We start from the raw sequence: 23,066 nt of genomic DNA, 5'->3' as shown, positions 1-23,066 counted from the left end.
TTGCGGCCTGGTCGCCTGGACGTGAAGATCAAGATCGATCGTCCCGACGAGACCGCGGCGCGCGAGATCTTCCCGATCTACCTGCATGCGGGCCTGCCGCTGCACCCCGACCTGGTCAAGCAGTTCGACGGTGAGCTCGAGGCCGTCGCATGGCTGGTCAGCGAGACGTGTCGGCGCATGTACGCCGTCGACCAGATGAACCAGTTCCTCGAGGTCACCTACGCCAACGGCGACAAGGAGGTCCTGTACTTCAAGGACTTCAACTCGGGCGCGATGATCGAGAACGTCGTTGCCCGCGCCAAGAAGATGGCCATCAACCGGTTCCTCGACGAGGGGCAGAAGGGCCTCCGTGAGGAGGACCTGCTCAACGCCATCCGCGACGAGTTCAAGGAGAACGAGGACCTGCCCAACACCACCAACCCCGACGACTGGGCGCGGATCTCGGGCAAGAAGGGCGAGCGCATCGTCTACGTGCGCACGCTGGTGTCCGAGGAGGACGAGGGCATGAGCAAGGCCATCGAGAGCATCAACACCGGCCAGTACCTCTAGCAGACTCCATCACCACGGCGGCCGTCGGGATCCCGGCGGCCGCCGTCGCCTACGCCGTCGAGACCCCGGCGAAGGTGGAGATGCGAACGTCTGGGGTCTCCGCGAACTTCGAGCACAGGCCGAAGAATCGCCACCACCCCGACGTTCGCGAGAGAAGGTGGTATAGCGAACGTCGGGTGGTGTAAGGAGGGCAGTGCGACGCGGGCAGGGTGGTGGGAGCCTAGGCTGGCTGATGGTCGTGTCGTCACGATCGCGCAGGAAGGATCGGCCGATGGCGCTCACGAGGTACATGGGGACCGAGACCGAGTACGGCATCACCGTGGTCGGACGTCCCGAGTTCAACCCGGTGCTGGCCTCGTCGATGGTCGTCAACGCCTACACCGCCGACGGCCACCCGCGCGCACGCTGGGACTACGAGGAGGAGAACCCGCTGCGAGACGCGCGTGGCTTCACTCAGCCCGGCACCCCCGACGCACCACCCAGCGACGACATCGGCCTGGCGAACTCGATCCTGACCAACGGCGCGCGCTTCTACGTCGACCACGCCCACCCGGAGTACTCGTCGCCCGAGTGCTCGAACCCCCGTGACGTGGTGATCTGGGACAAGGCGGGGGAGCGGGTCCTCGAGGAGGCGGCCCGCCGCGCCGAGCCGCTCTTGGCCGAGGGCCACGGCTCTTCGCGCATCGTCATCACCAAGAACAACACCGACGGCAAGGGCGCAGCCTACGGCATGCACGAGAACTACATCGTCGACCGGCACGTGCCGTTCGGCGCGCTGGTACGCCAGATCGTCCCGTTCTTCGTCAGCCGGCAGCTGATGGTCGGCGCCGGCCGCATCGGCAACGAGTTCGGCCTCGACGACGTGCCGTACCAGATCACCCAGCGTGCGGACTTCTTCGAGGTCGAGGTCGGACTGGAAACCACGCTCAAGCGCCCGATCGTCAACACCCGCGACGAGCCGCACGCCGACCCCGAGCGGTTCCGCCGGCTCCACGTGATCATCGGCGACGCCAACATGAGCGAGGTCTGCACCTACCTCAAGCTCGGCTCGTGCGCGATCGTGCTGTCGATGATCGAGGACGGGTTCCTCTCGGACCCGCCCACGCTGGCCAAGCCGGTCGCCGCGCTGCACGAGCTGTCACACGACCTGACGTGCACGCGGACGGTCGGGCTGAAGGACGGTCGTCGCATCTCGGGCGTGGAGCTGCAGTGGTACTACCTCGAGCACGCGCGCAAGTACCACGAGACACGCGAGACCCCCGACTGGACCGGCGACGTGCTCGCCACGTGGGAGCGGGTGCTGACAGCGCTCGAGGACGACCCGATGCAGCTCGACGGCGTTGTCGACTGGGTGACCAAGCACCAGCTGCTGCGGCGCTACGCCGACCGTGACGGGCTGTCGTGGGATCACCCCCGCCTGCAGCTGATCGACGTGCAGTACCACGACGTCCGCCGCGACAAGGGTCTGTACAACCATCTTCTGGCGAAGGGGCGGTGCGAGCTGCTGGTCTCCGAGGACGAGGTGCGCCGCGCGATGACCATGCCGCCCGAGGACACGCGCGCGTGGTTTCGCGGCCGTTGCCTGGACAAGTTCCGGTCGTCGGTCACGGCCGCCGGCTGGGACGCAATCATCTTCGACGTCGGCAGGGACACGTTGCAGCGGGTGCCGATGATGGATCCCGGCAGGGGCAACAGGGCCATGACCGAAGACCTGATCGCGCGCTGTGACACCGCCGCGCAGCTCATCGAGGCGCTCCAGGGCTGAGCCGGGGTTGCGCGGACACCGGGATCGATCGTTCCGACCGGCACGCACCAGGGCTAGACTCGCTGCAACGAACCCCCGCGCGTGAGGTGCCATCCATGAGTGACGGTGGACAGGTCCGAGGCCAGCGGAGCGCCGAGGAGACCGAAGAGGTCACTACTGAGGAGCACGTCGCCGAGGAGGTCGACACCTCCGACGTCGACGAGCTGCTCGACGAGATCGACGAGGTGCTCGAGGAGAACGCCGAGGAGTTCGTGCGCAACTACGTGCAGAAGGGCGGTCAGTGAGCCGTCGCCCGATCGGGCGCGGCATCGTCACCCCCACCATGCACCGTCGCGCGTACGCGACGTGCACGACCTGACCTGGGATCCCGGATGGAATCGAGCCGATGACCCTGCCGCCCGACAGCACCCCGTTCGATCCCTCTGCCATCAGCTTCACCAGCACGTTGCGTCGCGTCGCCCCGGAGCTCTTCAGCACCGGTGGTGGTGGTGGTGGTGGTGTTCAGCCGCCGGTGCCCGACCATGTCGACGGCACAACGATCGTCGCGCTGACCTACAGCGGTGGCGTGATCATCGCCGGCGACCGCCGCGCGACGGCCGGCAACATCATCTCGAAGCGGGACATGCGCAAGGTGTTCCCTGCCGACGACTGGTCGGCGGTCGGCATCTCCGGCTCGGCGGGCCCGGCGATGGAGCTCGCCAAGATCCTGGCGACCGAGCTCGAGCACTACGAGAAGGTCGAGGGCGCACCGCTGTCGCTGGAGGGCAAGGCGAACAAGCTGGCGCAGCTGATCCGGGGGAACCTGCCGATGGCCATGCAGGGCCTGGTCGTCGTGCCGCTGTTCGCCGGGTTCGAAGTGTCCCAGGAGGTCCCGCGCATCTACGAGTACGACGTCGTCGGTGGCCGCTACGAGGAGCGGCGATTCGCCACCACCGGGTCGGGCGGTCGCGACGCACGTGGGTCGCTGAAGGCGCGCTACGAAGCGGGTCTGTCGCCCGAACGGGCGCTCGACATCGCGATCGAGGCGCTGTGGGACGCCGCTGACGAGGACGCTGCGACCGGCGGGCCCGACGTCGTGCGGGGCATCTACCCGCTCGTGGCGCAGATCGACGGTGACGGGTACCGCGAGCTCAACGACGAGACCGTGGCCGCACGCGTCCGGCAGATCATCGCCGAGCGGCGCATGTCGCCGGTCGACGAGGAAGGGTGAGAGGTAACGATGTTCCCGTACGTCTCACCCGAGCAGCAGATGAAGGACCGGGCGGACTTCGCCCGGAAGGGGATCGCCCGCGGCCGCGCCGTCACCGGCGTCGTGTACGACCAGGGCGTGCTGTTCGTCGCCGAGAACCCGTCGTCGTCGCTGTACAAGGTCAGCGAGCTCTACGATCGCCTCGCGTTCGCGGCGGTCGGCCGCTACAACGAGTTCGAGTCGCTGCGTCGTCAGGGCATCCGGCTCGCCGACGTGCTCGGCTACCAGTACGCGCGGCAGGACGTGACTGGCCGGTCCATGGCCAACGCCTACGCCAATGCACTGGGGACAGCCTTCAGCGAGAGCGCCAAGCCGTTCGAGGTCGAGCTGCTGGTCGCCGAACTGCTGCCCGCCGAGGTCGATCTGTTCCACATCCTCTACGACGGATCGATCAGCGTTGAAGAGGGCTTCGTCGCCATTGGTGGCCAGGCCGACGCCATCTCGACCGCGCTGTCGGAGCGGTTCGAGGACGGCGCCGACCGGGCGACCGCGCTGCGCACGGCGCACGCGGCGTTGAGCTCGGTCGAGGAGCGGGAGATCAGCGCCGACCGCCTCGAGGTCGCGGGGCTCGATCGCACCCGTGGGCGGCGGAAGTTCTTTCGCATGACGGTCGACGAGGTCGCTGCCGCCCTGACCTGACCCGACGGAGCCGCTTCGACCGAGGGTGGCGCTTGGTGCGGCGTACGGTGGGCATCCGCAAATGTGGCACGGCGGCGGTCTGACCCCGCCGGTCGCCTCTGCGACACCGTCGACGCCAGGGTCACGACGCGTAGACTGGGCGCTTGCAGACGCCGTCGCTGATGCCGCAGGTGCCCACACGTCGGGCACCTGCCGACGACAGGGGCAGGCCGGACGACAGGGGCAACGTGGATCGGCGTATCTTCGGCATCGAAGTGGAGTACGGGGTCACCTGCACGTTCCGAGGACAGCGGCGCCTGTCGCCCGACGAGGTCGCGCGCTACCTGTTCAGGCGCGTCGTCAGCTGGGGTCGCTCGTCGAACGTGTTCCTCGAGAACGGTGCCCGGCTGTACCTCGACGTCGGCTCGCACCCCGAGTACGCGACGCCCGAGTGCGACACCGTCACCGGGGTGGTCGCCCACGACAAGGCGGGGGAGCGGATCCTCGAGTCGCTCGTCGAACAGGCCGAGCAGCGCCTCCACGAGGAGGGCATCGCCGGGACCATCTTCCTGTTCAAGAACAACACCGACTCGGCCGGCAACTCCTACGGCAGCCACGAGAACTACCTGGTGAGCCGCGTCGGCGAGTTCCAGAAACTCGCCGACACCCTGATCCCGTTCCTGGTGTCCCGACAGATCTATGCCGGCGCCGGCAAGGTGCTCCAGACGCCACGTGGCGCGCTGTACTCGATCGCACAGCGGGCCGAGCACATCTGGGAGGGCCTGAGCTCGGCGACCACGCGCAGCCGTCCGATCATCAACAGTCGCGACGAGCCGCACGCGGACGCCGAGCGGTACCGCCGCCTGCACGTCATCGTCGGCGACTCGAACATGAGCGAGTACGCGACCTGGCTCAAGCTCGCGACCGCCGACCTGGTGCTGCGGATGATCGAGGCCGGCACCGTCATGCGGGACCTCACGCTGGACAACCCGATCCGTGCGATCCGCGAGATCAGTCACGACATGACGTGCCGCCGACGCGTCCGCCTCGAGGGTGGGCGCGAGCTCAGCGCCCTGGAGATCCAGCGCGCCTACCTGGAACGGGTCATGCGGTTCCTGCAGCACAGCGGGAGCGATCCGGTCACAGACCGCGTCGTGGCGGAATGGTCACGGGTGCTCGACACGCTCGAGACCGACCCGCTAAAGCTCAGCCGTGAATGCGACTGGGTCGCCAAGTACCACATCGTAGAGGACTACCGCCGTCGTCACGACCTGCCGTTGTCACACCCGCGGGTCGCGATGCTGGACCTGCAGTACCACGACGTCAACCGTGGCCGCGGGCTGTACTACCTCCTGCAGCGACGCAGCAAGGTCGACAGGCTCGTCGACGATGACGAGATCAGGACGGCGATGCGGACGCCGCCACAGACGACGCGAGCCAAATTGCGGGGCGAGTTCATCCGTCAGGCCAAGCGCAAGCGCCGTGACTTCACGGTCGACTGGGTCCACCTGAAGCTGAACGACCAAGCCCAGCGGACGGTGCTGTGCAAGGACCCGTTCCGCTCCGACGACGACCGTGTCGCGAAGCTGATCGCCAGCATGTGACAACCGACAGCGGACGGACGCCGCCGGCCTAGGCGTTGGTGTTGCGCCCACCCCCGCCACCGTTGCCCGAGTTGTTCGGCTTGTCACGATTCTTGCGCTGCGGATTGTTCTCCTGCGGCACCGGCTCGGGTTCCGGTGGGGGTGGTGGCTCGCCGGTCGACACGCCGACGTAGACGGTCGTGCCGACCTGCGCAGTGTCACTCGGGCTGACCCACAACACCGAACCGACGGGTGCCGCTGACGCCTGGTACTGCGCGCGGCCGATCAGCTTCTTCTTCGCTAGCTTCGACAGTGCATTCTGCTCACTGAGTCCGATCACGTTCGGCACGTTGGCGGTCCTGCCGACGAACTCCGCCTCGTCCACCGAGGGGAAGTCCATGGGCTGGCGGTTGGCCAGTGCGGCATCCATGTACTGCCGCCACACGGGTGCGGCCATCCCTCCACCGGTCGCGCCGTACATCCGGATCTGGCTGTCCTTGTAGCCGACCCACACCGCGGTCGACAGCACCGGCGTTGTGCCGACGAACCAGGCGTCGGTCGCCAACTGGGTGGTGCCGGTCTTGCCGGCGACGGGCCACGACGGCAGGTCGGCGATGGGAGCCGTCCCGCCGGAGCTTGGTGGGCCCTCCAGCATGCGCAGCGCCGCGGCGTTCACGTCCGGCTGGAGCACCTGCTTCTTACGGCTCTCCTGCGTGAACACAACCTCCTTGCCGCGCTTGACCTGCTTGATCAGGAACGGCTCGACGTGGACGCCGTTGTTGGCGAACGTACCGTAGGCCGACGCCATCTCGAGCGGCGTCGCGCCCTTGTTCATACCGCCGAGCACGATCGCGGGGCCGTAGAAGCCCTCCTCACCGATGCCCTCGCGGGAGAGCCCGAGCTTCTCGGCCATGGCGACGGCGCGCTCGACGCCGACCAGCTCGATGAGCTGGGCGAAGTAGGTGTTGACCGAGCTCTTGGTCGCGGCGGCCATGTCCAGGGTGCCGTACGACGCGCCACCGTAGTTCGAGACCGACCACGCCGGTCCGTACCGCTGGGGGAAGACCATCGGGCTGTTGGCCTCCAGTGTCGTGTTCGGCGAGAAGCCCTGGCGGAGCGCCTCGGCCATGACGAAGGGCTTGAAGGCACTTCCTGGCTGGCGGCGTCCGCGCATCGCCACGTTGAAGTTCTGCTTGTTGAGGCGCTTGGCCGAGGCGGCCGCCTTAATGGCCCCCGTCCTGGGATCGACCGCGGCGATCGCTGCCGTCACACCCTTGCCGGACTTACCGAAGCGGCTGACAACGGTGCGCTCCGCCAGCTTCTGCAGGCGCGGACGGATCGTCGTCTCGATGCGCAGCCCGCCGTTGAACAGGTTGTCCTCGCGCTCCTGCACGGTGGCACCGAACACGGGGTTGGCCTTCACGTCGCGGATGACCTCTTCGATGATCGAGGGCTGCTTGTTGGTGCCCTCCGGAGGTGGCGCGACCTCGAGCTTCTTGGCCTTGTGCTTCTCGCCCTGCTCAGGCGTGAGGTAGCCTGCCTCGACCATGCTGTTGAGCACGTGGTCGCGCTGCTGACGCGCGCGCTCCCGATTGTCACGGGGGTCGTATGCGCTGGGCGAGCTGATCAGGCCCGCGAGCAGCGCGGCCTGGTCAGGCGTGATGTTGACGACGTTGGTGTCGAAGAACTCCTCCGAGGCCGCCTGCAGCCCGTACGCCCCGGAGCCGAAGTACACCTGGTTGACGTAGCGGTCGAGGATCTCCTCCTTGGTGAACCGCTTCTCGAGCGCGACCGCGTAGGCGACCTCCTTGAGCTTGCGCTCGATCGAGCGGTCGAGCCCGACCTCCTTGAAGTTCAGCCGAGCGACCTGTTGGGAGATGGTGGAGCCACCCTGGGACACGCTGCCCGCCTGCATGTTGGCGAACAGCGCGCGCCCGATGCCTGCGGGATCGTAGCCGCCGTGCTCGAAGAACTTCCTGTCCTCGGCGGCGACGACGGCCTGCCAGGCGTGGTCGGGCATCTTGTCCAGGCTCACACGGGTGCGGTCCTCCTCGCCGTGGAGGATCGCAAGCAGGCTGCCGTCGGCGTAGAGCACGCGCGTGCGTTGGGCGAGCGGGTCGAACGCCGCATCGCCCGGCACGATCAGCTCGGCGTCGGCGGACTCCGACGCGTACGCGATCGCCCTGGGCACAAGGGCGACGGCCGCCACGACGATCGCGGCCAGACCCGCGACGCTGACGACGGCGAACATCCCAGCACGCACCAGCCAGGGGCGGTCGGTCTCCCGACGGTGGCGCAGTGGGGGCAGCCATGCCGCCGTGCGGGTCTGTCGACCCGGCGTGCCGGTCCGGCGCAGCGGCTGCCCGAGCGCGGTGGCCGCAGCTGCGGGTGCCGCACCGCGGTCGTCGACGGTGGGGACCGGCCGACGGCTCCGGGTCGCCGTGCCTGTCGCTGGGCCGGTCGTGCCGGGTGCAGCGGCACCGTGAGACGTCGCGGTGTCGGGCGTGGTGGTCCGGTCGCCGTCGGCACGGTCCGTGGGCGGTGGGGTGTCGGGCGTGGTGGTCCGGTCGCCGTCGGCGCGGTCCGTGGGCGGTGGGGTGTCGGGCGTGGTGGTCCGGTCGCCGTCGGCGCGGTCCGTAGGCGACGTCCCGCCGTCGTCGACCGGCGTGCGGGCGTGCGCCGATGCATCGGAGGCCGCCACGGACGCCGTGCCGGCGGAGGCTGCGCTGTTCGCGCGCGTGCGCGAGCCGACCGCCGTCGACGTCGGCGACGCGGTGGTGGTTCGCCTGCGCACGCGCCGCTGGTCGGACGGCCTGGTCGGCTGCTCCCGCGTCCGTCGGCTACGTCCGTTGCCGGACGGGGAGGTGGCGTCCGTGCCGCCCCGGTTCGACGACGGACGTAGCCGGGTCCGCGAGGTCGGCGCCTTCGCGTCGGCCTCACCCGACCGTGACGTCAGTATGCGGGCCGCGTCGCCAACGATCGTCACAGCGTCCACGGCGGCGTCGGCGACGGTCGACGTGACCGCGGCGACGGCCTGCTTCCACGGTGTCCCGCTCGATTCTGCACTCGCTTCGCCAGCCCGGTCGGTGTCGCCGGACGCTGCGGTGTCGCGATCGGATGGAGCGGTCTGACTCATGTCACGTTCGTCGATCTGTCCGCCTGCAGCATAGACGTCAACCCCCCGTTCCCAGTGAAGCCTAGACGCATGTCGGCGTTCGGACAGCTGGCAAGTTCCACCAATGTGACTGATCGGGGTGGGCGGACCCCACGTCGTGACGCAGCCCCCGAGCTCGCTGCGTTCCAACGAGCGGGGACAGCTTGTCGGCGGACTCTGAAGGCGTGTGCGGGCAGTTCGTTGGACTCATCAGCCGCCGACACCCCTGCGGCACCGCGTCCACGACCAAGAACTGGAGAGGCGATGACCACCATCCCCGCCGTGCTCGACCTGCGGGAGGTCGGCCTGAGACCCGACGAGGTGGAGCTCACGTCGATCGAAGGAGATCCGTGGTCCGCAGCACCCCCTCACCTACGACGATCTGCTCGACTTCCACGACCTGTTGCGGGACGACGGATGGCTCCACCGCGGTGGTCGAGCTGCTGAGGGTCGAGTGCTACCGCAGGTGACGCCGTCGAGGCGCGTTCCGGGATACCGTGGAGCCCGTGGATGCGACGTGTGATCCACCGGTGCGGTGACCGACCGCCCGACATGGACCAGGCAGATGAAGCGGTAGGCGATGGACGGCCGGCGGTGGGCACTCGGCCTGTGCTGCATCGTGTTGCCGCTCCTCGCCCTCGCCCTCGTCCCCGCCGGGGCGTCGGTGCCGACCTCGCAGCCGCCCGTGCTCGTAACACGCCTGGCCGGTGCGCTGTCGCCTGTGACGGCAAACGTGCTGATCGCCGCCGCGGACGAGGCCGAGGAACGCGATGCCGCCGCACTGCTGGTCGAGGTCGACACGCCCGGCGGCCTGGTCACGTCGATGCGCGAGGTCGTCCAGCGCTTCCTCAACGCGCAGGTGCCGATCCTGACCTACGTCACACCGAACGGGGCGCGCGCGGCGTCAGCGGGCACGCTGATCGTGCTGAGCGGCAACGTCGCGGCGATGGCGCCCACGACGACGATCGGCGCGGCGACCCCGGTAACGATCGACGGGGGAGCGGTGGGCGACAAGATTGTCAACGACACGGCGTCCTACGCCGAGGCCGTCGCCGAAGCGCGCGGACGTGACGTCGGCTTCGCGCGACGCAGCGTCGTGGCCGGCGAGTCGATCACGGCCACCGAGGCGTTCGAACTTGGCGTGATCGACCTCGTCGCACCCAACCGCCTGACGCTGCTGGCGCAGGTTGACGGCACCTCGGTCGTGCTCGGTGACGGCAGCAGGGAGACGCTCGCGCTCGCGGGCGCACCGATCGAGGAGCTGGAACGAGGCTTCACCAGCTCACTGCTCGAGCGTGTTGTCGATCCGAACCTGACGTTCGTGCTGCTGGCGCTCGGCACCCTCGCGCTTCTCATCGAGTTCGCGAACCCGGGGATCGGGGCCGGGGGCATCACCGGTGTCATCCTTCTCCTGCTCGCCGGGTTCTCGCTGTCGCTGTTGCCGACGACGGCGGTCGGGCTGCTGCTGCTGCTCCTGGCAGCCGCACTGTTCATCGGGGAGCTGTTCGTGCCCGGCACCGGCGTGATGGCAGCCGGCGGGTCGGTCGCCCTCGTCATTGCCGGCCTGTTCCTCTTCGACGACGCCTCCGGACTGGCGATCTCTCAGCCCGTGCTGATAGGCGTCGCCGGCGCGATCCTCATCGCGAGCACGGCGCTGGCCGTCGCGGCGCGCAACGCCCAGGCCATGCCGTACCGACTCGACGACGAGCAGATGCTCGACGAGGTGGTCGAGGTGGTCGTGGCCAACGGCGACCAGGGTCAGGCGATGGTCAACGGCGAACGGTGGCACGTGCGGACCGACGAACCCCCGTTGGAGAAGGGGATGCTGGTACGAATTCTTGATCGCCACGGCCTTACACTGCTCGTCGAACCGACCGACGACGACTGGCGGCGCCGATGAGCACGTGGACCTTCCTGCTGCTGTTCGTGCTCGTGGTCGCCGCCGTCATCCTCGTCAACGGCATGAAGATCATCCCGGAGTACGAGCGCGGCGTGATCTTCCGGTTGGGGCGCGTGGTCGGCGCGCGGGGACCGGGCCTGTTCTTCGTGATCCCGCTGGTCGAGCAGATGACGAGGGTCAACATGCAGGTCATCACCGAGGACATCGAACCGCAGGACATCATCACCCGCGACAACGTGACCGTGCAGGTAAACGCCGTCGCCTACTACCGGGTCGTCGAACCCGTCAAGGCTATCGTCGACGTACAGGACTACAGGTTCGCCACCTCCCAGATCGCCCAGACCACGTTGCGCAGCATCATCGGCCAGGCCGACCTCGACGAGCTGCTCATCAACCGGGACGAGATCAACAGCCGGCTGCAGAGCGTGATCGACGAGGAGACCAACCCCTGGGGTGTCAAGGTCACCAGCGTCGAGGTGAAGGACGTCGAGCTCGATCCCAACATGCGCCGAGCGATGGCCCGTCAGGCGGAGGCCGAACGCGAGCGCCGCGCGAAGGTCATCAACGCGCAGGGCGAGAAGGAGGCCGCGCTGACGCTCAGCGAGGCCGCCCGCGACCTCGAGGCACATCCCGCGGCGATGCAGCTGCGCCTGCTGTCGACGATGAGCGAGATCGCGTCCGAGCAGAACTCCACCCTTGTGCTGCCGATCCCGGTCGAGCTGCTGCGCTTCCTCGACGCCGGCCGTGGACTGCCGGGGCCAGCACGCTGATGGGTGCGATCGTCGTCCTGGTGGTGGCCGTGGCCATCATGCTCCTGGCGGCCGTGGTCGTCGGCGTCCTACGGCTGCTCACCGCCGTCGGTGACCTGCGCCTGGCCGTCGACAACACGCAACGGTGGCTGCAGCCTGTGCTAGACGAGCTCAACGAGGCGGGGCAGGTGGCCAGCCTCGAGCTGGCGCAACTGCAGGCGAGCGTGGCCGACCTGACAGCGCAGCGGCGGTCGAGCGCAAAGCCAGGGTCCACGGGGGACGACGGCTACACTGCATGAGGCGCGCGAGACGCGCGCCAGAAACCGATTGAAGGGGCTGGAGATGCCGAACCTTGGCGGACCAGAGCTGATCATCGTGCTCCTGATCTTCGTTTTGCTGTTCGGCGCGAAGAAGCTGCCGGAGCTGGGCAGCTCCGTCGGCAAGGGCATCAAGAACTTCAAGCGCGGCATCGACGAGGCCAGTGAGGACGAGGAGCACGTCACGACCGAGGATGGCTCAACCGCTCGCGACCAGACCTAGACGCACCCTGCAGACACAGATGCCGTGACGCGGATCGCACCACGCTCCGGCGCGAGCGCGCCGGACGACGGCTTCGACGGGCAGATGACGCTCGTCGAGCACCTGGAGGAGCTGCGGTCCCGCCTGTTCAAGGCGGCGCTGGCCATCCTGCTGGCCTTCGTGGTGGGGTTCGCGTTCCGCAACCTGCTGTTCGAGGTCCTCATCGGTCCCTACTGCGACCTGCCCGCCTCCCTGCGTGCCGGGTCGCAGGTCTTCGACGCCGACGAGTGCGCGCTGATCGTGACCAGCCCCCTCGGCGAGTTCTTTGTGACGATCAAGGCGGCAGCGGTACTCGCGGTGGTCCTCGCCGCGCCGCCCGTCGCCTACCAGCTGTGGCGATTCATCACGCCCGGCCTGCACGTGAACGAACGCCGCTACGCGCTGCCGTTCGTCGTGCTCACCTTCACGCTGTTCGCAGCGGGGGGTGTCTTCGCCTACCTCATCATCCCGCGGGGCCTGCAGTTTCTCGTCGGGTTCGCCGGCGACAACGTCGTGTCTCTGTTCGACGCCGACGAGTACATCACATTCCTGCTCAAGACGATGCTCGGCTTCGGACTGTCGTTCCTCGCGCCGCTGGTCGTCGCCATGTTGACGCTGGCCGGTGCCGTGACGGCCTCGACCCTGCGTCGCTACCGTCGGCACGCGGTCTTCGGCGCCTTCGTCCTGGCCGCGATCATCACGCCCACGCAGGACCCATTCACGATGCTCGTCATGGCGCTGCCGCTCGTGCTGTTCTTCGAGTGCAACATCGTCTTCGCGCGCATGGTCGAACGCCGGCGCTCGCAGGCGGCATAGCCCGCGATGACAGCAGTGCCCGCCGGGTTCGCCGCGGCCTACGGCTTTGCGTTCGACGACTTCCAGGTCGCCGGCATCGAAGCGCTCGAGGCGGGCCGGTCCGTCCTGGTGGCCGCCCCGACCGGGTCGGGCAAGACCGTAATCGGCGAGTTCGCGACGTGGTCGGCGCTCCGCGACGGCGGCAAGTGCTTCTACACGACGCCGATCAAGGCGCTGTCGAACCAGAAGTACGCCGACCTGTCCGCGCGGTACGGCGCCGCTCGTGTCGGCCTGCTGACGGGCGATCGCAGCATCAACGGCGAGGCGCCGATCGTGGTGATGACGACCGAGGTGCTGCGCAACATGCTCTACGAGCAGTCGGCCACGCTCGGTGGGCTGCGGTCTGTGGTCCTCGACGAGGTGCACTACCTGGCCGATCGCGAGCGCGGCGCGGTGTGGGAGGAGGTCATCATCCAGCTGCCTGCCGCCGTCCAGCTGGCGTGCCTGTCGGGGACGGTGTCCAACGCCGAGGAGTTCGGTGCGTGGTTGAGCGACGTGCGGCTGCAGTGTGAGGTCGTGATCTCGGAGCAGCGGCCGGTGCCCCTGGACCACCACTATGCGATCGGCCGCGACCTGCACCCGATGTTCAGGGGTGGGCGCGGACGGTCCACGGAAACGCGCTCGGTGGGGCGCCGGGCGGGCGTCGGTGTGCCCAACCCGGACGTGGTCATGCTGGAACGGCAGGCGGCGCGGCAGCGCCGGGCGCGTGGCCGGCGAGGGGGGTACGCCGGTGTGCGCCTCCGGCCGCCACGGCGCAGCGAGCTGGTCGAGCAGCTCGCCCGGCGCGACTGGCTGCCTGCGATCGTGTTCGTCTTCAGCCGGGCCGGGTGTGACCAGGCGGTCGGCCACCTCGTCGGGGACGGCGTCCGGCTGACGACCGACGAGGAGCGCGCGGAGGTCCGCAGGCTCAGTGCCGAGCTGACCGCCGAGACCGACGCCCGTGATCTGCAGGCGCTGGGCTTCGACTGGCTGTCGGACGCCCTTGAGCATGGTATCGCCTGCCACCACGCCGGGATGGTGCCCGTGCTCAAGGAACTGGTCGAGGCGCTGTTCGTGCGCGGCCTGGTCAAGGTGTGCTTCGCGACCGAGACCCTCGCGCTCGGCATCAACATGCCGGCGCGGACCGTCGCGATCGAGCAGCTCGAGAAGTGGGACGGCCAGCAGCACGAGCTGCTGACGCCGGGCCAGTTCGCGCAGCTGACGGGGAGGGCGGGACGGCGCGGGCTGGACATCATCGGCCACGTCGTGGTCAGCTACCAGCGCCAGATCCAGTTCCCGGCGGTGGCCGCGCTGGTCGGCCAGCGTGTCGAGCCGCTGCGCTCCAGCTTCACGCCGACCTACAACATGGCCGTCAACCTGCTGCGCCGCCGCACGCTCGACGAGTCCGAAGCGCTGCTCGCGCAGTCCTTCGCTCAGTACCAGGCGACGGCGGCTGTCGCGCGGTCCACCGAGAAGATCGCCGAGAACCGTGAAGCCCTCGCCGGCTATGCCGAGCACCTGGTCTCCGACAGCGGCGACGTCGACGAGTACCTCGCCCTGCGCAGAGAGCTGCGTGACCTGGAGCGGTCAGGTGCGAAGCAGCGCCGCCAGGAGCGTCGGCGCGCGGTGCTCGACGTGCTCGAGGGACTGGCCGAGGGCGACGTCGTCACCCTCGCCGACGACGGCGTGGGTGCGGTCGTGGGGACGGCGGGCAGCGCACGGGCGCAGGTCGTGACCGACGACAGGCGGCTCATCAGGCTGCACCCGCAGCACTACCAACGCCCGCCTGTCGTCGTCGGCCGGATCGACCTGCCACCCTCGGGAGGTCCCCGTCAGTCGTCGTACCGGCGCTCGGTGGCCGAGGCGCTGGCCGGCACCGCGCCGCCGACTCCCGGTGATGCCGACCACACGACCGCCGAGGCTGCACGTGCCGCGCGGATCGAGCAGCTGCAGGCCGCTGTTCGCGACCATCCGGTCCACGCGGACGACGGACGTGCCGAGATCGAACGCTGGGCCTCACGCTACGACGAGCTGGACCGCGCCACCCGTGCGCTGCAGCACGACGTCGACCGCAGGACGGGGTCGCTGGCACGCGAGCTGCGGCGGATCGTCTCGGTCCTGACCGAGCTCGGGTACCTCGAGGGTGCGCCGAGCTCGCCGCGCCCCACCCCGGACGGCCTGCGCCTGGCCAAGCTGTATGCCGACGCCGACCTGCTGCTGGCGGAGTGCGTGCGGTCGGGCATGCTCGACGATCTCGACGGGCCGGACCTCGCCGCCGTGATCAGCGTGTTCACCCACGAGACGCGCGCACGGGACGCGCCGCCGGTCTGGTACCCGTCCCCGACCGTCGAGGTGCGGGTGGGCCGCGTCGGGCAGGTCTGGGAGCAGCTCGCAGACCGGGAGCGGTCCGCGGGCCTCGACCCGACCCGCGCACCCGATGCCGGCCTCGCCGCCCAGGTCTGGCAGTGGGCGCAGGGCGACGACCTGGACGACGTGCTCACCGGCACGGCGCTGACCGGGGGCGATCTCGTGCGCGGCGTTCGGCAGATCGTCGACCTGTGCCGCCAGCTCGGCGTGGCGTATGCCGACGCTCCCCTCGGCACGCGCGCGCGGCGGGTCGCCGACCAGCTGTGGCGTGGAGTCGTGGCGGCAGCGTGAAGCGGTCTCGCGCGCCGTCGGCGGTCACCACCGGCGCCTGAGCCCCACAGGCGGAGATGCGCGCGGCGTCGCGACCTGCCATCCTGCCAGCATGACCCGGACCGACGAGCCCACCGCCGCCGACCGGCCGGTGGCGCCACTGGCCGGCGGTCCTGGGCCGGCGCGGCTGATAGTCAACCCGCGCGCCGGCAACGGCAACGTCCGCGGAGTCCTGCCCGAGCTGACCGCCGCCTTGACGGAGGGCGGCCTGGAGTTCGACGTCGTGCAGACCCGCACCATCGACGACGGCGCGGTGCTCGCCCGTGAGGCACTCGACGCCGGGCTGCGGTATCTGATCGCCGTCGGTGGCGACGGCACCGTCCATTACGTTGTCAACGGGATGTTCGAGCGGCGGGCGCCGGTGGCAGCCGACGCCGTACTCGGCGTGTGCGGCGCGGGCAGTGGGTCCGACTTCGTCCGCAACTTCGGCCTCGACCGTCCCGTCGCGGTTGTCGCGCGGCACCTGCTGACCACACACACGATGCCGATCGACGTCGGCGTGATCGAGTACGCGGGCGTCGACGGGCAGCGGGCGGAGCGGTTGTTCGCCAACGTCGCCGAGGCCGGCTACGGCGCCGAGGTCGTCCGGCGTGCGGAGAAGCTGCCGCGGTGGTTCGGGCGCGTGCGCTACCTGCTGGCCGCATGGGCGTCGATCACGGCGATCTCGCGAACGCCCGCACAGCTGAGCGTCGACTTCACGACGCGCGACCTCGAGCTGGTGGAACTGGTAGTGGCCAACGGGCAGTTCTTCGGCGGTGGCATGAAGGTCGCCCCGCGGGCGATCCCGCAGGACGGCAGGTTCAGCGTCCTGGCCTTCACTGGCGGCCGCAGCCAGGTGTTCATGCTCACCACGCAGCTGTATGCCGGCGAGCACCTGCCACATCCGCAGATCGTGGAGTATCAGTCGGCGACATGCGGCATCACAACAGAGGAACCGCTGCTCGTCGAGGCCGACGGTGAGGTGCTCGGGACGACGCCCGCGCGGTTCAGCATCCTCAAGCGGACCCTCTACCTGAAGATCTAGATGCCGACCAACCAACAGCGGGCGCTGCTGCAGCTGGTGCGTGAGGTGTCGCGCCGGCAGATCGCGCCGCGGGCGCAGCACCAGGTGCCGGGCGACGCCTTCCCCGCGGAGCTGTTCGCGTTGCTCGCCGAGCTCGACCTGCTCGGTCTGCCGTTCTCGTCCGACGACGGTGGGCTCGGTCAGCCGACGACCGTCGTCTGCCAGGTGCTGGCTGAGCTGAGCCAGGCGTTCCTCGCCGTTGGACTGGGCACGTGGGTGCACCTGCTGGCCACCCGCATCGTCGCCGACCACGCCTCCCCGTCGCTGCGTCACGCGGTCCTGCCGCAGCTGATCGCGGGAGAGTGGCTCGCGGCCCACGCGCTGGCGGTCCCGACCGCAGCGCCGTCGATCCAGCTCACCCGCGACGGCGACGGGTACGTCCTCAACGGTGCGCTGGCTGACGTCGCCCATGCAGGCCAGGCCGACTGCTACGTGCTGCTCGGTGGGCTGTCGGACCGTGCGGGCGACGGGGGAACGATGCTGCTCGTCGCGGCCGACGCCGCCGGCCTGGACTGTTCCCTGTCCGGGTCCGATGCGACCATCCGCGGCGCGGCGGCCGGTCCACTGACATGCCGTGACGTGCGCGTGTCCGCTGACCACCGTCTCGGGGCGGAGGGCGACGGCGGACGCATCGCCGCCGATGCGGTCGACCTCGCCCACATCGGTGTCGCGGCGTGCGCCGTGGGACTGGCCAGAGCCGCCCTGCAGGCGGCGTTGACCGGCGTGCGCGTCTCGGGACGCGACGGGTCGCCGGGGAACGGGCGGTCCGACGTCGCGGACACGATCGCAGACCTCGCGGCCGCGGTCGAGGCGGCCGATGCGCTGTGCGAGCGCGCCGCGGTCGCCGACGACGCCGGTCGTCCGGTCGCCGCGCTGGCGGCGATGGCCCGGATCGTGGCGACCCGGACCGCGATCGAGGTCACCGAGCGCACTGCGCGCATCCCCGACGTTGCTGGTCCGGCCGCCGGCGTCGTCGACCGCTACCGTCGCGAGGCGGCGGCACTGCACCTGGTCGACGGCGGCGACAACGCCGCTCGACGGGCGTTGGTGGGTGAGGTCGTCGGCGATCTCGACGAGGACGACGAAAGGTGACCCGGTGGCTGCGACGGCGACGTGCAGCGAGTGTGGCACGGAGTTCGACGTGCCCGAGCGGCTGCGTGAACGGTACCCGGGGTGGACGCCGACCCGTTGTCGCGCCTGCCACGCGAACGATCGCTCCGGCCGTCCGCAGGGCGCGCGTGGCTCGGCCACCCGTCGTGGCGCCGCCGAGGGCCAGCTGACACCCGAAGAGGTCCTCGAGACGTTCACGGCAGGCCCGCGCTCGGGCGTGTTCACGGACGGCAGCGCCGACCCCAACCCGGGACCCGGCGGATGGGGTGCGGTCTATGTGCGCGACGACGAGATCATCGACCAGGCGCACGGGCACGACCCGGACACGACCAACAACCGCATGGAGCTCACCGCGCTGATCGCGGGCTACGACCTCGTGCCCGAGGGCGAGGTCACCACTGTCTACAGCGACAGCAACTACTGTGTGAAGATGATCAACGAGTGGGCCGACGGGTGGGCGCGCAACAACTGGCGACGCCGGTCAGGACCGGTCAAGAACCTCGACCTCGTCCAGGCCCTCTACGAGCGGGCGCGCGCCCGTCCCGAGCTGACGTTGCGCTGGATCAGGGCGCACGACGGCTCGCGGTGGAACGAGTACGCGGATGCGCTCTCGGTCGCGTACAGGCGGGACCCACGACGACGATGAACGACCTGGACCGGCCACGGCGGCAGCGGATCGTGGTCGACGGCATGCACCTCCCGGAGCCCTCTGACGCGCGGGTGCTGGTCTGGGAGGATCGTCGCATCGTGTGGGTCGGGACCGACCCGCGCCAGGCTCCTCCGGTCGACGAGACGATCGCATTGGCCGGTGCGTGGATCACCCCCGGGTTCGTTGACGCGCACGTGCACGGCACGGCCACGGGCCTAAAGCTCGACGGTGTCGACCTGTCGTCGTCGATGAGTGCCGACGACGTCGTGGACCGCGTGAAGGCGTACGCCGCGGACCGTGACGACGACCCGATCGTCGGCAGCGGCTGGGAGGAGCACGGCTGGCCGATCGCCGTGCCGCCGTCGGCGGAGCAGCTCGCCTCGGCGGCGCCAGGGCGTCGCGTGCTGCTGGACCGCATCGACGGGCACAGCTGTCTCGTGGACCCACGGACGCTGGCGCTGGTCGACGGTCACGGCGACGACATCGACCGCGACGACGCGGGCCGTCCGACCGGGTGGCTGCGCGAGGCCGCCGCCGGTCGCGCACGCACGCGCATCTGGGACCTGCTGCCGGACGCGCGACGGTCCCGTGCGCGACAGGCGGCGGCGAGGCACGCGGCCCAGGTGGGCATCACGTGCATGCACGAGATGGGCAACCGCGCACTGTCGTCGCTCGACGACGCGGTCGCGTGGTCCACGGGGGACTGGCCGGTCGAGGTCCTCGCGTGGTGGGCTGACATCGACCCCTCGGTGGCCCTGACACATCGCCTGCAACCGGGTGGCGATCTCTTCCTCGACGGCGCGATCGGCTCACGGACCGCCGCGGTGTCGGGTGGCTACCGCGACGGCCCCGACCTCGGCGGGCTCTTCTTCAGCGATTCAGAGGTCGTCAACTTCTTCGTGCGTTGCACGCGCGCCGGTGTCGGCGGCGGCGTACACGCGATCGGTGACGAAGCGATCGAACAGGCCGTCGCGGGTGTCGAGCGGGCCGCCGCCGAGGTGGGCCGGACGGCGGCGCGCGACTGCCGCCACCGCATCGAACACGTCGAGCTGCCCCGCGCCGGCCACGTGCAGCGTATGGCGCGGCTGGGGATCGTGGCGAGCGTGCAGCCGGCGTTCGACGCCTTGTGGGGCGGTCCGTCAGGGCTGTACGCGAGCCGCTTCGGTCGTGACGCGGCGGTGGTGAGCAACCCGTTCTCGGACTTCGTCGCGGCCGGGTGCAGCATGGCGTTCGGCTCGGACTCGACCGTGACGCCCATGGCTCCGTGGGCCGGCGTGCTTGCGGCCACCGCGCACCGTGGCGGCTACTCGATCAGCCGGCGCACGGCGTTGACGGCCGCAACGCTCGGCGGGCGCCACGTCGCCCGTCAGGAGGGCGTGGGGCCGCTGCGCCCGGGGTATCGCGCGGATCTGGCGGTCTGGGACGGCGATCCCATGGCGGGGGCGTTGGACACCCCGCCACGGTGCCTCATGACGATGGTCGGCGGGTTTGTGACTAGTAGTAGTACCGAATATTCCTAGAGTAGTGTTGCACGGCGCTGACCTACAGGTTCACCGTGTCTTCGCAGGTCAGCGCCGTATCGCGCGAGGGTTCGGCAGACCTCAAGGCCACGACAGATGCACGACGTGCCGTGCCCGGCGCCGGAGTGCCAGGGTCGTGGTGTGTTGTCGCGCCAACGTGTCGACCATGGCCGATGATGGTGGTTGACCGCAGTAACTCAGGAGAGAATGCCGCGCTGCCAGGCCCGTTCGGCCGCCGGGTGGTGCCAACGGCCGCGCACCCACCAACGGGCCAGGAGAATGCGCTCTGGGGCCTCCGGCTGGCTCCACGGATCCCGCCGGAGCGAGGAATCCGTGTCCATACGTTGCAGCATAGCCATCCGCGACCTATAACCCCGGCACACGACGCAACACGGTGGCGGAGCTCGGCTCCGCGAGGTAGGCGGCGGACCGGCTCCGCCGGACGACAACTCGACCCCGGCGCGGTCCGGACGGGAGCAGCATGGCGACAGATCAGTACGAGGACGACATCGATCTCGACGACGAGCTCGTCGATGACGACGAGGACCTCGACCTCGAGGTCCTCGACGATGAGGCGGACGTCGATGACTACGAGGACGACGACTACGACGATGTCGTCGACGATGCCGTCGAGGGCGACGTCGAGGACGAGGACGACGAGGAGGACCCGGGCGCCGAGGACGCTGCAGCCGACGAGGACGAGGACGACGATGTGGTCGACCTCGATGACGACGATGACGAGGAGGACGAGGAGACGCTCGAGGTCCTGCTGGGCCCCGACAGCGAGACGACCGTCGCCTCGCCGCGGAAGCGGCCGGACGACTCGGGCGACGCGCCCCCCGGCGAGGGCGAGTTCACATGCCGGTCGTGCTTCCTTGTCAAGCGGCGCCCACAGCTGGCCGACGCCGACGCGATGATCTGCCTGGACTGCGCGTGAGCGGCCGGGCCGCTCTCGCGGCCTGAGCCCCACCGCCACGGCATTGTCAGGGCCCGTCACTCCCGCTCATCCGCGAATGCCGCTGCTCGTCGCCGCGGCCGTCGTCGCTGGCGCGATCACGTCGCTGGCCTTCGCCCCTGCCGCGTGGTGGCCCTTCGTCGTGATCGGCCCCGCCCTGGGGCTGTGGGCCGCCGCATCGGCCGTTACGGCCCGGCGGGGGGCTCTGTGCGGCCTGGCATACGGCCAGACGTTCTCCTTCACCGCGCTGCACTGGATGCTCGCGCTCGATCCGGTCGCAGGTGTCGTGCTCCCAATCGTGCAGGGTGTGTTCTGGGCGGTCATCGGTGCGGTGGCCGCGGCGACCGCACGGCTGCGTCCCGGCTGGTGGGTGGTCACCGGTGCAGCGACCTGGGTCCTGGTCGAGGCGTCGCGCGCACGCGTGCCCCTCACCGGGTTCGAATGGGGGCAACTGAGCATGGCCGCGACCAACCTGCCGGTCCGGCAGGCGCCGGCGATCGTGGGCGCGCTCGGCACGACCGGCCTGTTGGCCGCCATCGCCGCCGCACTCGTCGTGCTCGTCAGCCAACGCGGACGGTGGCTGCCGCTGGCGGTCGCCATGGCTGTCCTCGTCGCGACCGCGGGTCTCGGATCCATCGGATGGACCCGCCCCGACGGTGAGCTGACCGTCGCCGTCGTCCAGGTCGACGACCCGTGTCCGGGCGCGTTCGCCGCCGACTGCCCCGGTTACATCGACAGCCTGACGCAGGCCTACGTCGACCGCACGGCCGCGCTGGACACCACGCCCGATCTGGTGGTGTGGGGCGAGGACGCGCTGCCGAGCGCCGAGACGCGCACGGCAGCCGGTGCAGCGCTCGTCGACAGGATCGGCAAGCTGCCGGCGCCCGTGCTCGCAGGTGTCGGGACCCCGACGGCGCCTGGGCGCTTCCTCCGGTGGGCAGCGCTGTTCGACGACGACGGCACTGCGTTGGACGGTTATGCCAAGCGCATGCCGGTGCCGTTCGGCGAGTACGTGCCACTGCGCGACGTCCTCGGCGGCATCTCCGACGTCGGCAGGCTCGTGCCGTCCGACCTCGAAGCCGGCGACGACACCTCACCTGTCGTGCTGCGGACTGAAGGCGCGACCGCACGGCTCGGCACGGTCGTGTCGTGGGAGGTGACGTTCGCGCGCGCGGTCCGTGCGGTCGCTGGCGACGCCAACGCGCTGGCGACGCTGACGACGGTCGCGAGCTACGGCAGGAGCGCGGTCTCCGAACAGTTGCTGTCGATCGCGAAGCTGCGGACGGCGGAGCATCAGAAGCCGATGATCCTCGCGGCGACCACCGGAAAGTCGGCGCTGATCGACCCGTCAGGGCAGACGGACGCGGCCGCGGCGCTGTTTCGTGCCGATCAGATCACGGGTCGGGTGCCGTTGCGCGCTGGCTTGACGCCGTACGCGGTGGTCGGCGACCTCGGCGTCATCACTCTTGGCGCGGTCGTGCTGATCACGGCGCTGTTGGCAGCCCGGCGCCGCGCACGGACGGCACGCCCGGAGCGCGCAGCCGACGACGCAACGGGGCGCGATCACCGCGTCGATCCCGTCACGCGATGATGGCGTCGGCAGGTGCCGCTGGATAGGCTCGGGCGCGACCTGCAGGCTCCCGTCATCTAGCGGCCCAGGATACCGGCCTTTCAAGCCGGCAGCGCGGGTTCGAATCCCGTCGGGAGCACCCCTCTGACCAGCGAGAACGCGAGTGAAGCCCGTTTGGGCTGAGCCTCTGGGCCGTATCTGGGCCGTATCGCGGCCGACAGTCAAGGCAGGAAGGACGGCATCATGGCCCACGATGGCGCAGCAGACGAGACCCGACTCGGCCGCGCTGGACTGCTCCAGGCAGTCGAACGTCTACGCGCAGGTTCAGGTAGGTGCAGCCAGGTCCATGGGCCGCTTGTGCCGCTGTCGGAGGCACTCCACTGGATCTACGCTTGCGATGAGTGGCTCCTGCACTGCGGACCGGACCCGACGTCATACGAGAATGTCCGTTGGGACTGGACGATGCCTATTGCGCGCAGGGTCGACGGTCTTCGCGCCGTTCGAGGACGCATGACTCACCAACTCGCGCTCGGGGGCGTCGTG

The 23,066-nt window shown here is 69.8% G+C and carries 19 protein-coding genes and 1 tRNA gene; 19 read left to right on the top strand and 1 reads right to left on the bottom strand.

What is annotated here, in order from left to right:
• From VK923_02335 to pafA, 6 genes are all read left to right on the top strand, one after another.
• Positions 1–549 (top strand): hypothetical protein (locus VK923_02335; protein ID HSJ43505.1); only part of this gene is annotated, 549 nt, incomplete at its 5' end.
• Between the two features lie 271 nt (positions 550–820).
• Positions 821–2,314, top strand: coding sequence for a depupylase/deamidase Dop (gene dop / locus VK923_02330; protein ID HSJ43504.1), 1,494 nt, complete (start codon positions 821–823; stop codon positions 2,312–2,314).
• A gap of 95 nt (positions 2,315–2,409) precedes the next feature.
• Positions 2,410–2,598, top strand: a complete 189-nt coding sequence (locus VK923_02325) for a ubiquitin-like protein Pup (protein HSJ43503.1) — start codon at positions 2,410–2,412, stop codon at positions 2,596–2,598.
• A 101-nt stretch (positions 2,599–2,699) separates the two neighbouring features.
• The gene (prcB, locus tag VK923_02320; protein ID HSJ43502.1) at positions 2,700–3,524 is read left to right on the top strand and encodes a proteasome subunit beta; all 825 of its coding nucleotides are present in this window, start codon (positions 2,700–2,702) and stop codon (positions 3,522–3,524) included.
• A 9-nt stretch (positions 3,525–3,533) separates the two neighbouring features.
• Complete coding sequence (gene prcA / locus VK923_02315; protein HSJ43501.1) at positions 3,534–4,202, top strand: proteasome subunit alpha; 669 nt, start codon at positions 3,534–3,536, stop codon at positions 4,200–4,202.
• 227 nt (positions 4,203–4,429) lie between these two features.
• A complete protein-coding gene (pafA, locus tag VK923_02310; GenBank protein ID HSJ43500.1) occupies positions 4,430–5,785 on the top strand; it encodes a Pup--protein ligase in 1,356 nt (451 codons plus the stop codon).
• Between the two features lie 28 nt (positions 5,786–5,813).
• Here the strand turns inward: pafA and VK923_02305 are convergent, their stop codons facing one another.
• Positions 5,814–8,465 carry a transglycosylase domain-containing protein gene (locus VK923_02305; GenBank protein ID HSJ43499.1) on the bottom strand — a complete coding sequence of 884 codons (2,652 nt, stop codon included), beginning with the start codon at positions 8,463–8,465 and terminating at the stop codon, positions 5,814–5,816.
• A 1,033-nt stretch (positions 8,466–9,498) separates the two neighbouring features.
• Here VK923_02305 and VK923_02300 point away from each other — a divergent pair.
• The 13 genes from VK923_02300 (at position 9,499) to VK923_02240 (ending at position 22,662) form a co-directional block, all read left to right on the top strand.
• Positions 9,499–10,818, top strand: a complete 1,320-nt coding sequence (locus VK923_02300) for a nodulation protein NfeD (protein HSJ43498.1) — start codon at positions 9,499–9,501, stop codon at positions 10,816–10,818.
• On the top strand, positions 10,815–11,588 hold the full coding sequence (locus tag VK923_02295) for a slipin family protein (protein HSJ43497.1): 774 nt from the start codon (positions 10,815–10,817) through the stop codon (positions 11,586–11,588). Before VK923_02300 ends, VK923_02295 begins: the two co-directional genes overlap by 4 nt.
• Positions 11,588–11,866: a hypothetical protein gene (locus VK923_02290; protein ID HSJ43496.1), complete on the top strand. Its 279-nt coding sequence runs from the start codon at positions 11,588–11,590 to the stop codon at positions 11,864–11,866. The genes VK923_02295 and VK923_02290 overlap by 1 nt, the downstream gene beginning before the upstream one ends.
• 43 nt (positions 11,867–11,909) lie before the next feature.
• On the top strand, positions 11,910–12,107 hold the full coding sequence (locus tag VK923_02285; protein ID HSJ43495.1) for a twin-arginine translocase TatA/TatE family subunit: 198 nt from the start codon (positions 11,910–11,912) through the stop codon (positions 12,105–12,107).
• A 24-nt stretch (positions 12,108–12,131) separates the two neighbouring features.
• Positions 12,132–12,941, top strand: a complete 810-nt coding sequence (gene tatC / locus VK923_02280; protein ID HSJ43494.1) for a twin-arginine translocase subunit TatC — start codon at positions 12,132–12,134, stop codon at positions 12,939–12,941.
• A gap of 6 nt (positions 12,942–12,947) precedes the next feature.
• The gene (locus VK923_02275) at positions 12,948–15,617 is read left to right on the top strand and encodes a DEAD/DEAH box helicase (protein ID HSJ43493.1); all 2,670 of its coding nucleotides are present in this window, start codon (positions 12,948–12,950) and stop codon (positions 15,615–15,617) included.
• Positions 15,618–15,708: 91 nt separating this feature from the next.
• Positions 15,709–16,680: a diacylglycerol kinase family protein gene (locus tag VK923_02270; GenBank protein ID HSJ43492.1), complete on the top strand. Its 972-nt coding sequence runs from the start codon at positions 15,709–15,711 to the stop codon at positions 16,678–16,680.
• Positions 16,681–17,811: an acyl-CoA dehydrogenase family protein gene (locus tag VK923_02265; protein ID HSJ43491.1), complete on the top strand. Its 1,131-nt coding sequence runs from the start codon at positions 16,681–16,683 to the stop codon at positions 17,809–17,811.
• 4 nt (positions 17,812–17,815) lie between these two features.
• Positions 17,816–18,475, top strand: coding sequence for a ribonuclease H (locus VK923_02260; protein HSJ43490.1), 660 nt, complete (start codon positions 17,816–17,818; stop codon positions 18,473–18,475).
• Entirely contained in the window at positions 18,472–19,998 is a 1,527-nt protein-coding gene (locus tag VK923_02255) for an amidohydrolase family protein (GenBank protein HSJ43489.1), read from the top strand. The genes VK923_02260 and VK923_02255 overlap by 4 nt, the downstream gene beginning before the upstream one ends.
• Before the next feature lie 481 nt (positions 19,999–20,479).
• Positions 20,480–20,935, top strand: coding sequence for a hypothetical protein (locus tag VK923_02250; protein ID HSJ43488.1), 456 nt, complete (start codon positions 20,480–20,482; stop codon positions 20,933–20,935).
• A 76-nt stretch (positions 20,936–21,011) separates the two neighbouring features.
• Positions 21,012–22,544: an apolipoprotein N-acyltransferase gene (gene lnt, locus VK923_02245; protein HSJ43487.1), complete on the top strand. Its 1,533-nt coding sequence runs from the start codon at positions 21,012–21,014 to the stop codon at positions 22,542–22,544.
• A 45-nt stretch (positions 22,545–22,589) separates the two neighbouring features.
• A tRNA-Glu gene (locus VK923_02240) sits at positions 22,590–22,662 on the top strand.
• Positions 22,663–23,066 lie beyond the last annotated feature (404 nt).

Source organism: Euzebyales bacterium, from assembly GCA_035461305.1.
Lineage (GTDB): Bacteria > Actinomycetota > Nitriliruptoria > Euzebyales > JAHELV01 > JAHELV01.
The sequence above is the reverse complement of the archived record's forward strand: the minus strand, read 5'-3'. Positions and strand labels throughout refer to the sequence as shown.

Excerpts from the sequence above, each read along its gene's own strand:
- dop (HSJ43504.1), top strand. The coding sequence starts at position 821 with ATGGCGCTCACGAGGTACATGGGGACCGAGACCGAGTACGGCATCACC.
- VK923_02325 (HSJ43503.1), top strand. The coding sequence starts at position 2,410 with ATGAGTGACGGTGGACAGGTCCGAGGCCAGCGGAGCGCCGAGGAGACC.
- prcB (HSJ43502.1), top strand. The coding sequence starts at position 2,700 with ATGACCCTGCCGCCCGACAGCACCCCGTTCGATCCCTCTGCCATCAGC.
- prcA (HSJ43501.1), top strand. The coding sequence starts at position 3,534 with ATGTTCCCGTACGTCTCACCCGAGCAGCAGATGAAGGACCGGGCGGAC.
- VK923_02300 (HSJ43498.1), top strand. The coding sequence starts at position 9,499 with ATGGACGGCCGGCGGTGGGCACTCGGCCTGTGCTGCATCGTGTTGCCG.
- VK923_02295 (HSJ43497.1), top strand. The coding sequence starts at position 10,815 with ATGAGCACGTGGACCTTCCTGCTGCTGTTCGTGCTCGTGGTCGCCGCC.
- VK923_02290 (HSJ43496.1), top strand. The coding sequence starts at position 11,588 with ATGGGTGCGATCGTCGTCCTGGTGGTGGCCGTGGCCATCATGCTCCTG.
- VK923_02285 (HSJ43495.1), top strand. The coding sequence starts at position 11,910 with ATGCCGAACCTTGGCGGACCAGAGCTGATCATCGTGCTCCTGATCTTC.
- VK923_02275 (HSJ43493.1), top strand. The coding sequence starts at position 12,948 with ATGACAGCAGTGCCCGCCGGGTTCGCCGCGGCCTACGGCTTTGCGTTC.
- VK923_02270 (HSJ43492.1), top strand. The coding sequence starts at position 15,709 with ATGACCCGGACCGACGAGCCCACCGCCGCCGACCGGCCGGTGGCGCCA.
- VK923_02265 (HSJ43491.1), top strand. The coding sequence starts at position 16,681 with ATGCCGACCAACCAACAGCGGGCGCTGCTGCAGCTGGTGCGTGAGGTG.
- VK923_02255 (HSJ43489.1), top strand. The coding sequence starts at position 18,472 with ATGAACGACCTGGACCGGCCACGGCGGCAGCGGATCGTGGTCGACGGC.
- VK923_02250 (HSJ43488.1), top strand. The coding sequence starts at position 20,480 with ATGGCGACAGATCAGTACGAGGACGACATCGATCTCGACGACGAGCTC.
- lnt (HSJ43487.1), top strand. The coding sequence starts at position 21,012 with ATGCCGCTGCTCGTCGCCGCGGCCGTCGTCGCTGGCGCGATCACGTCG.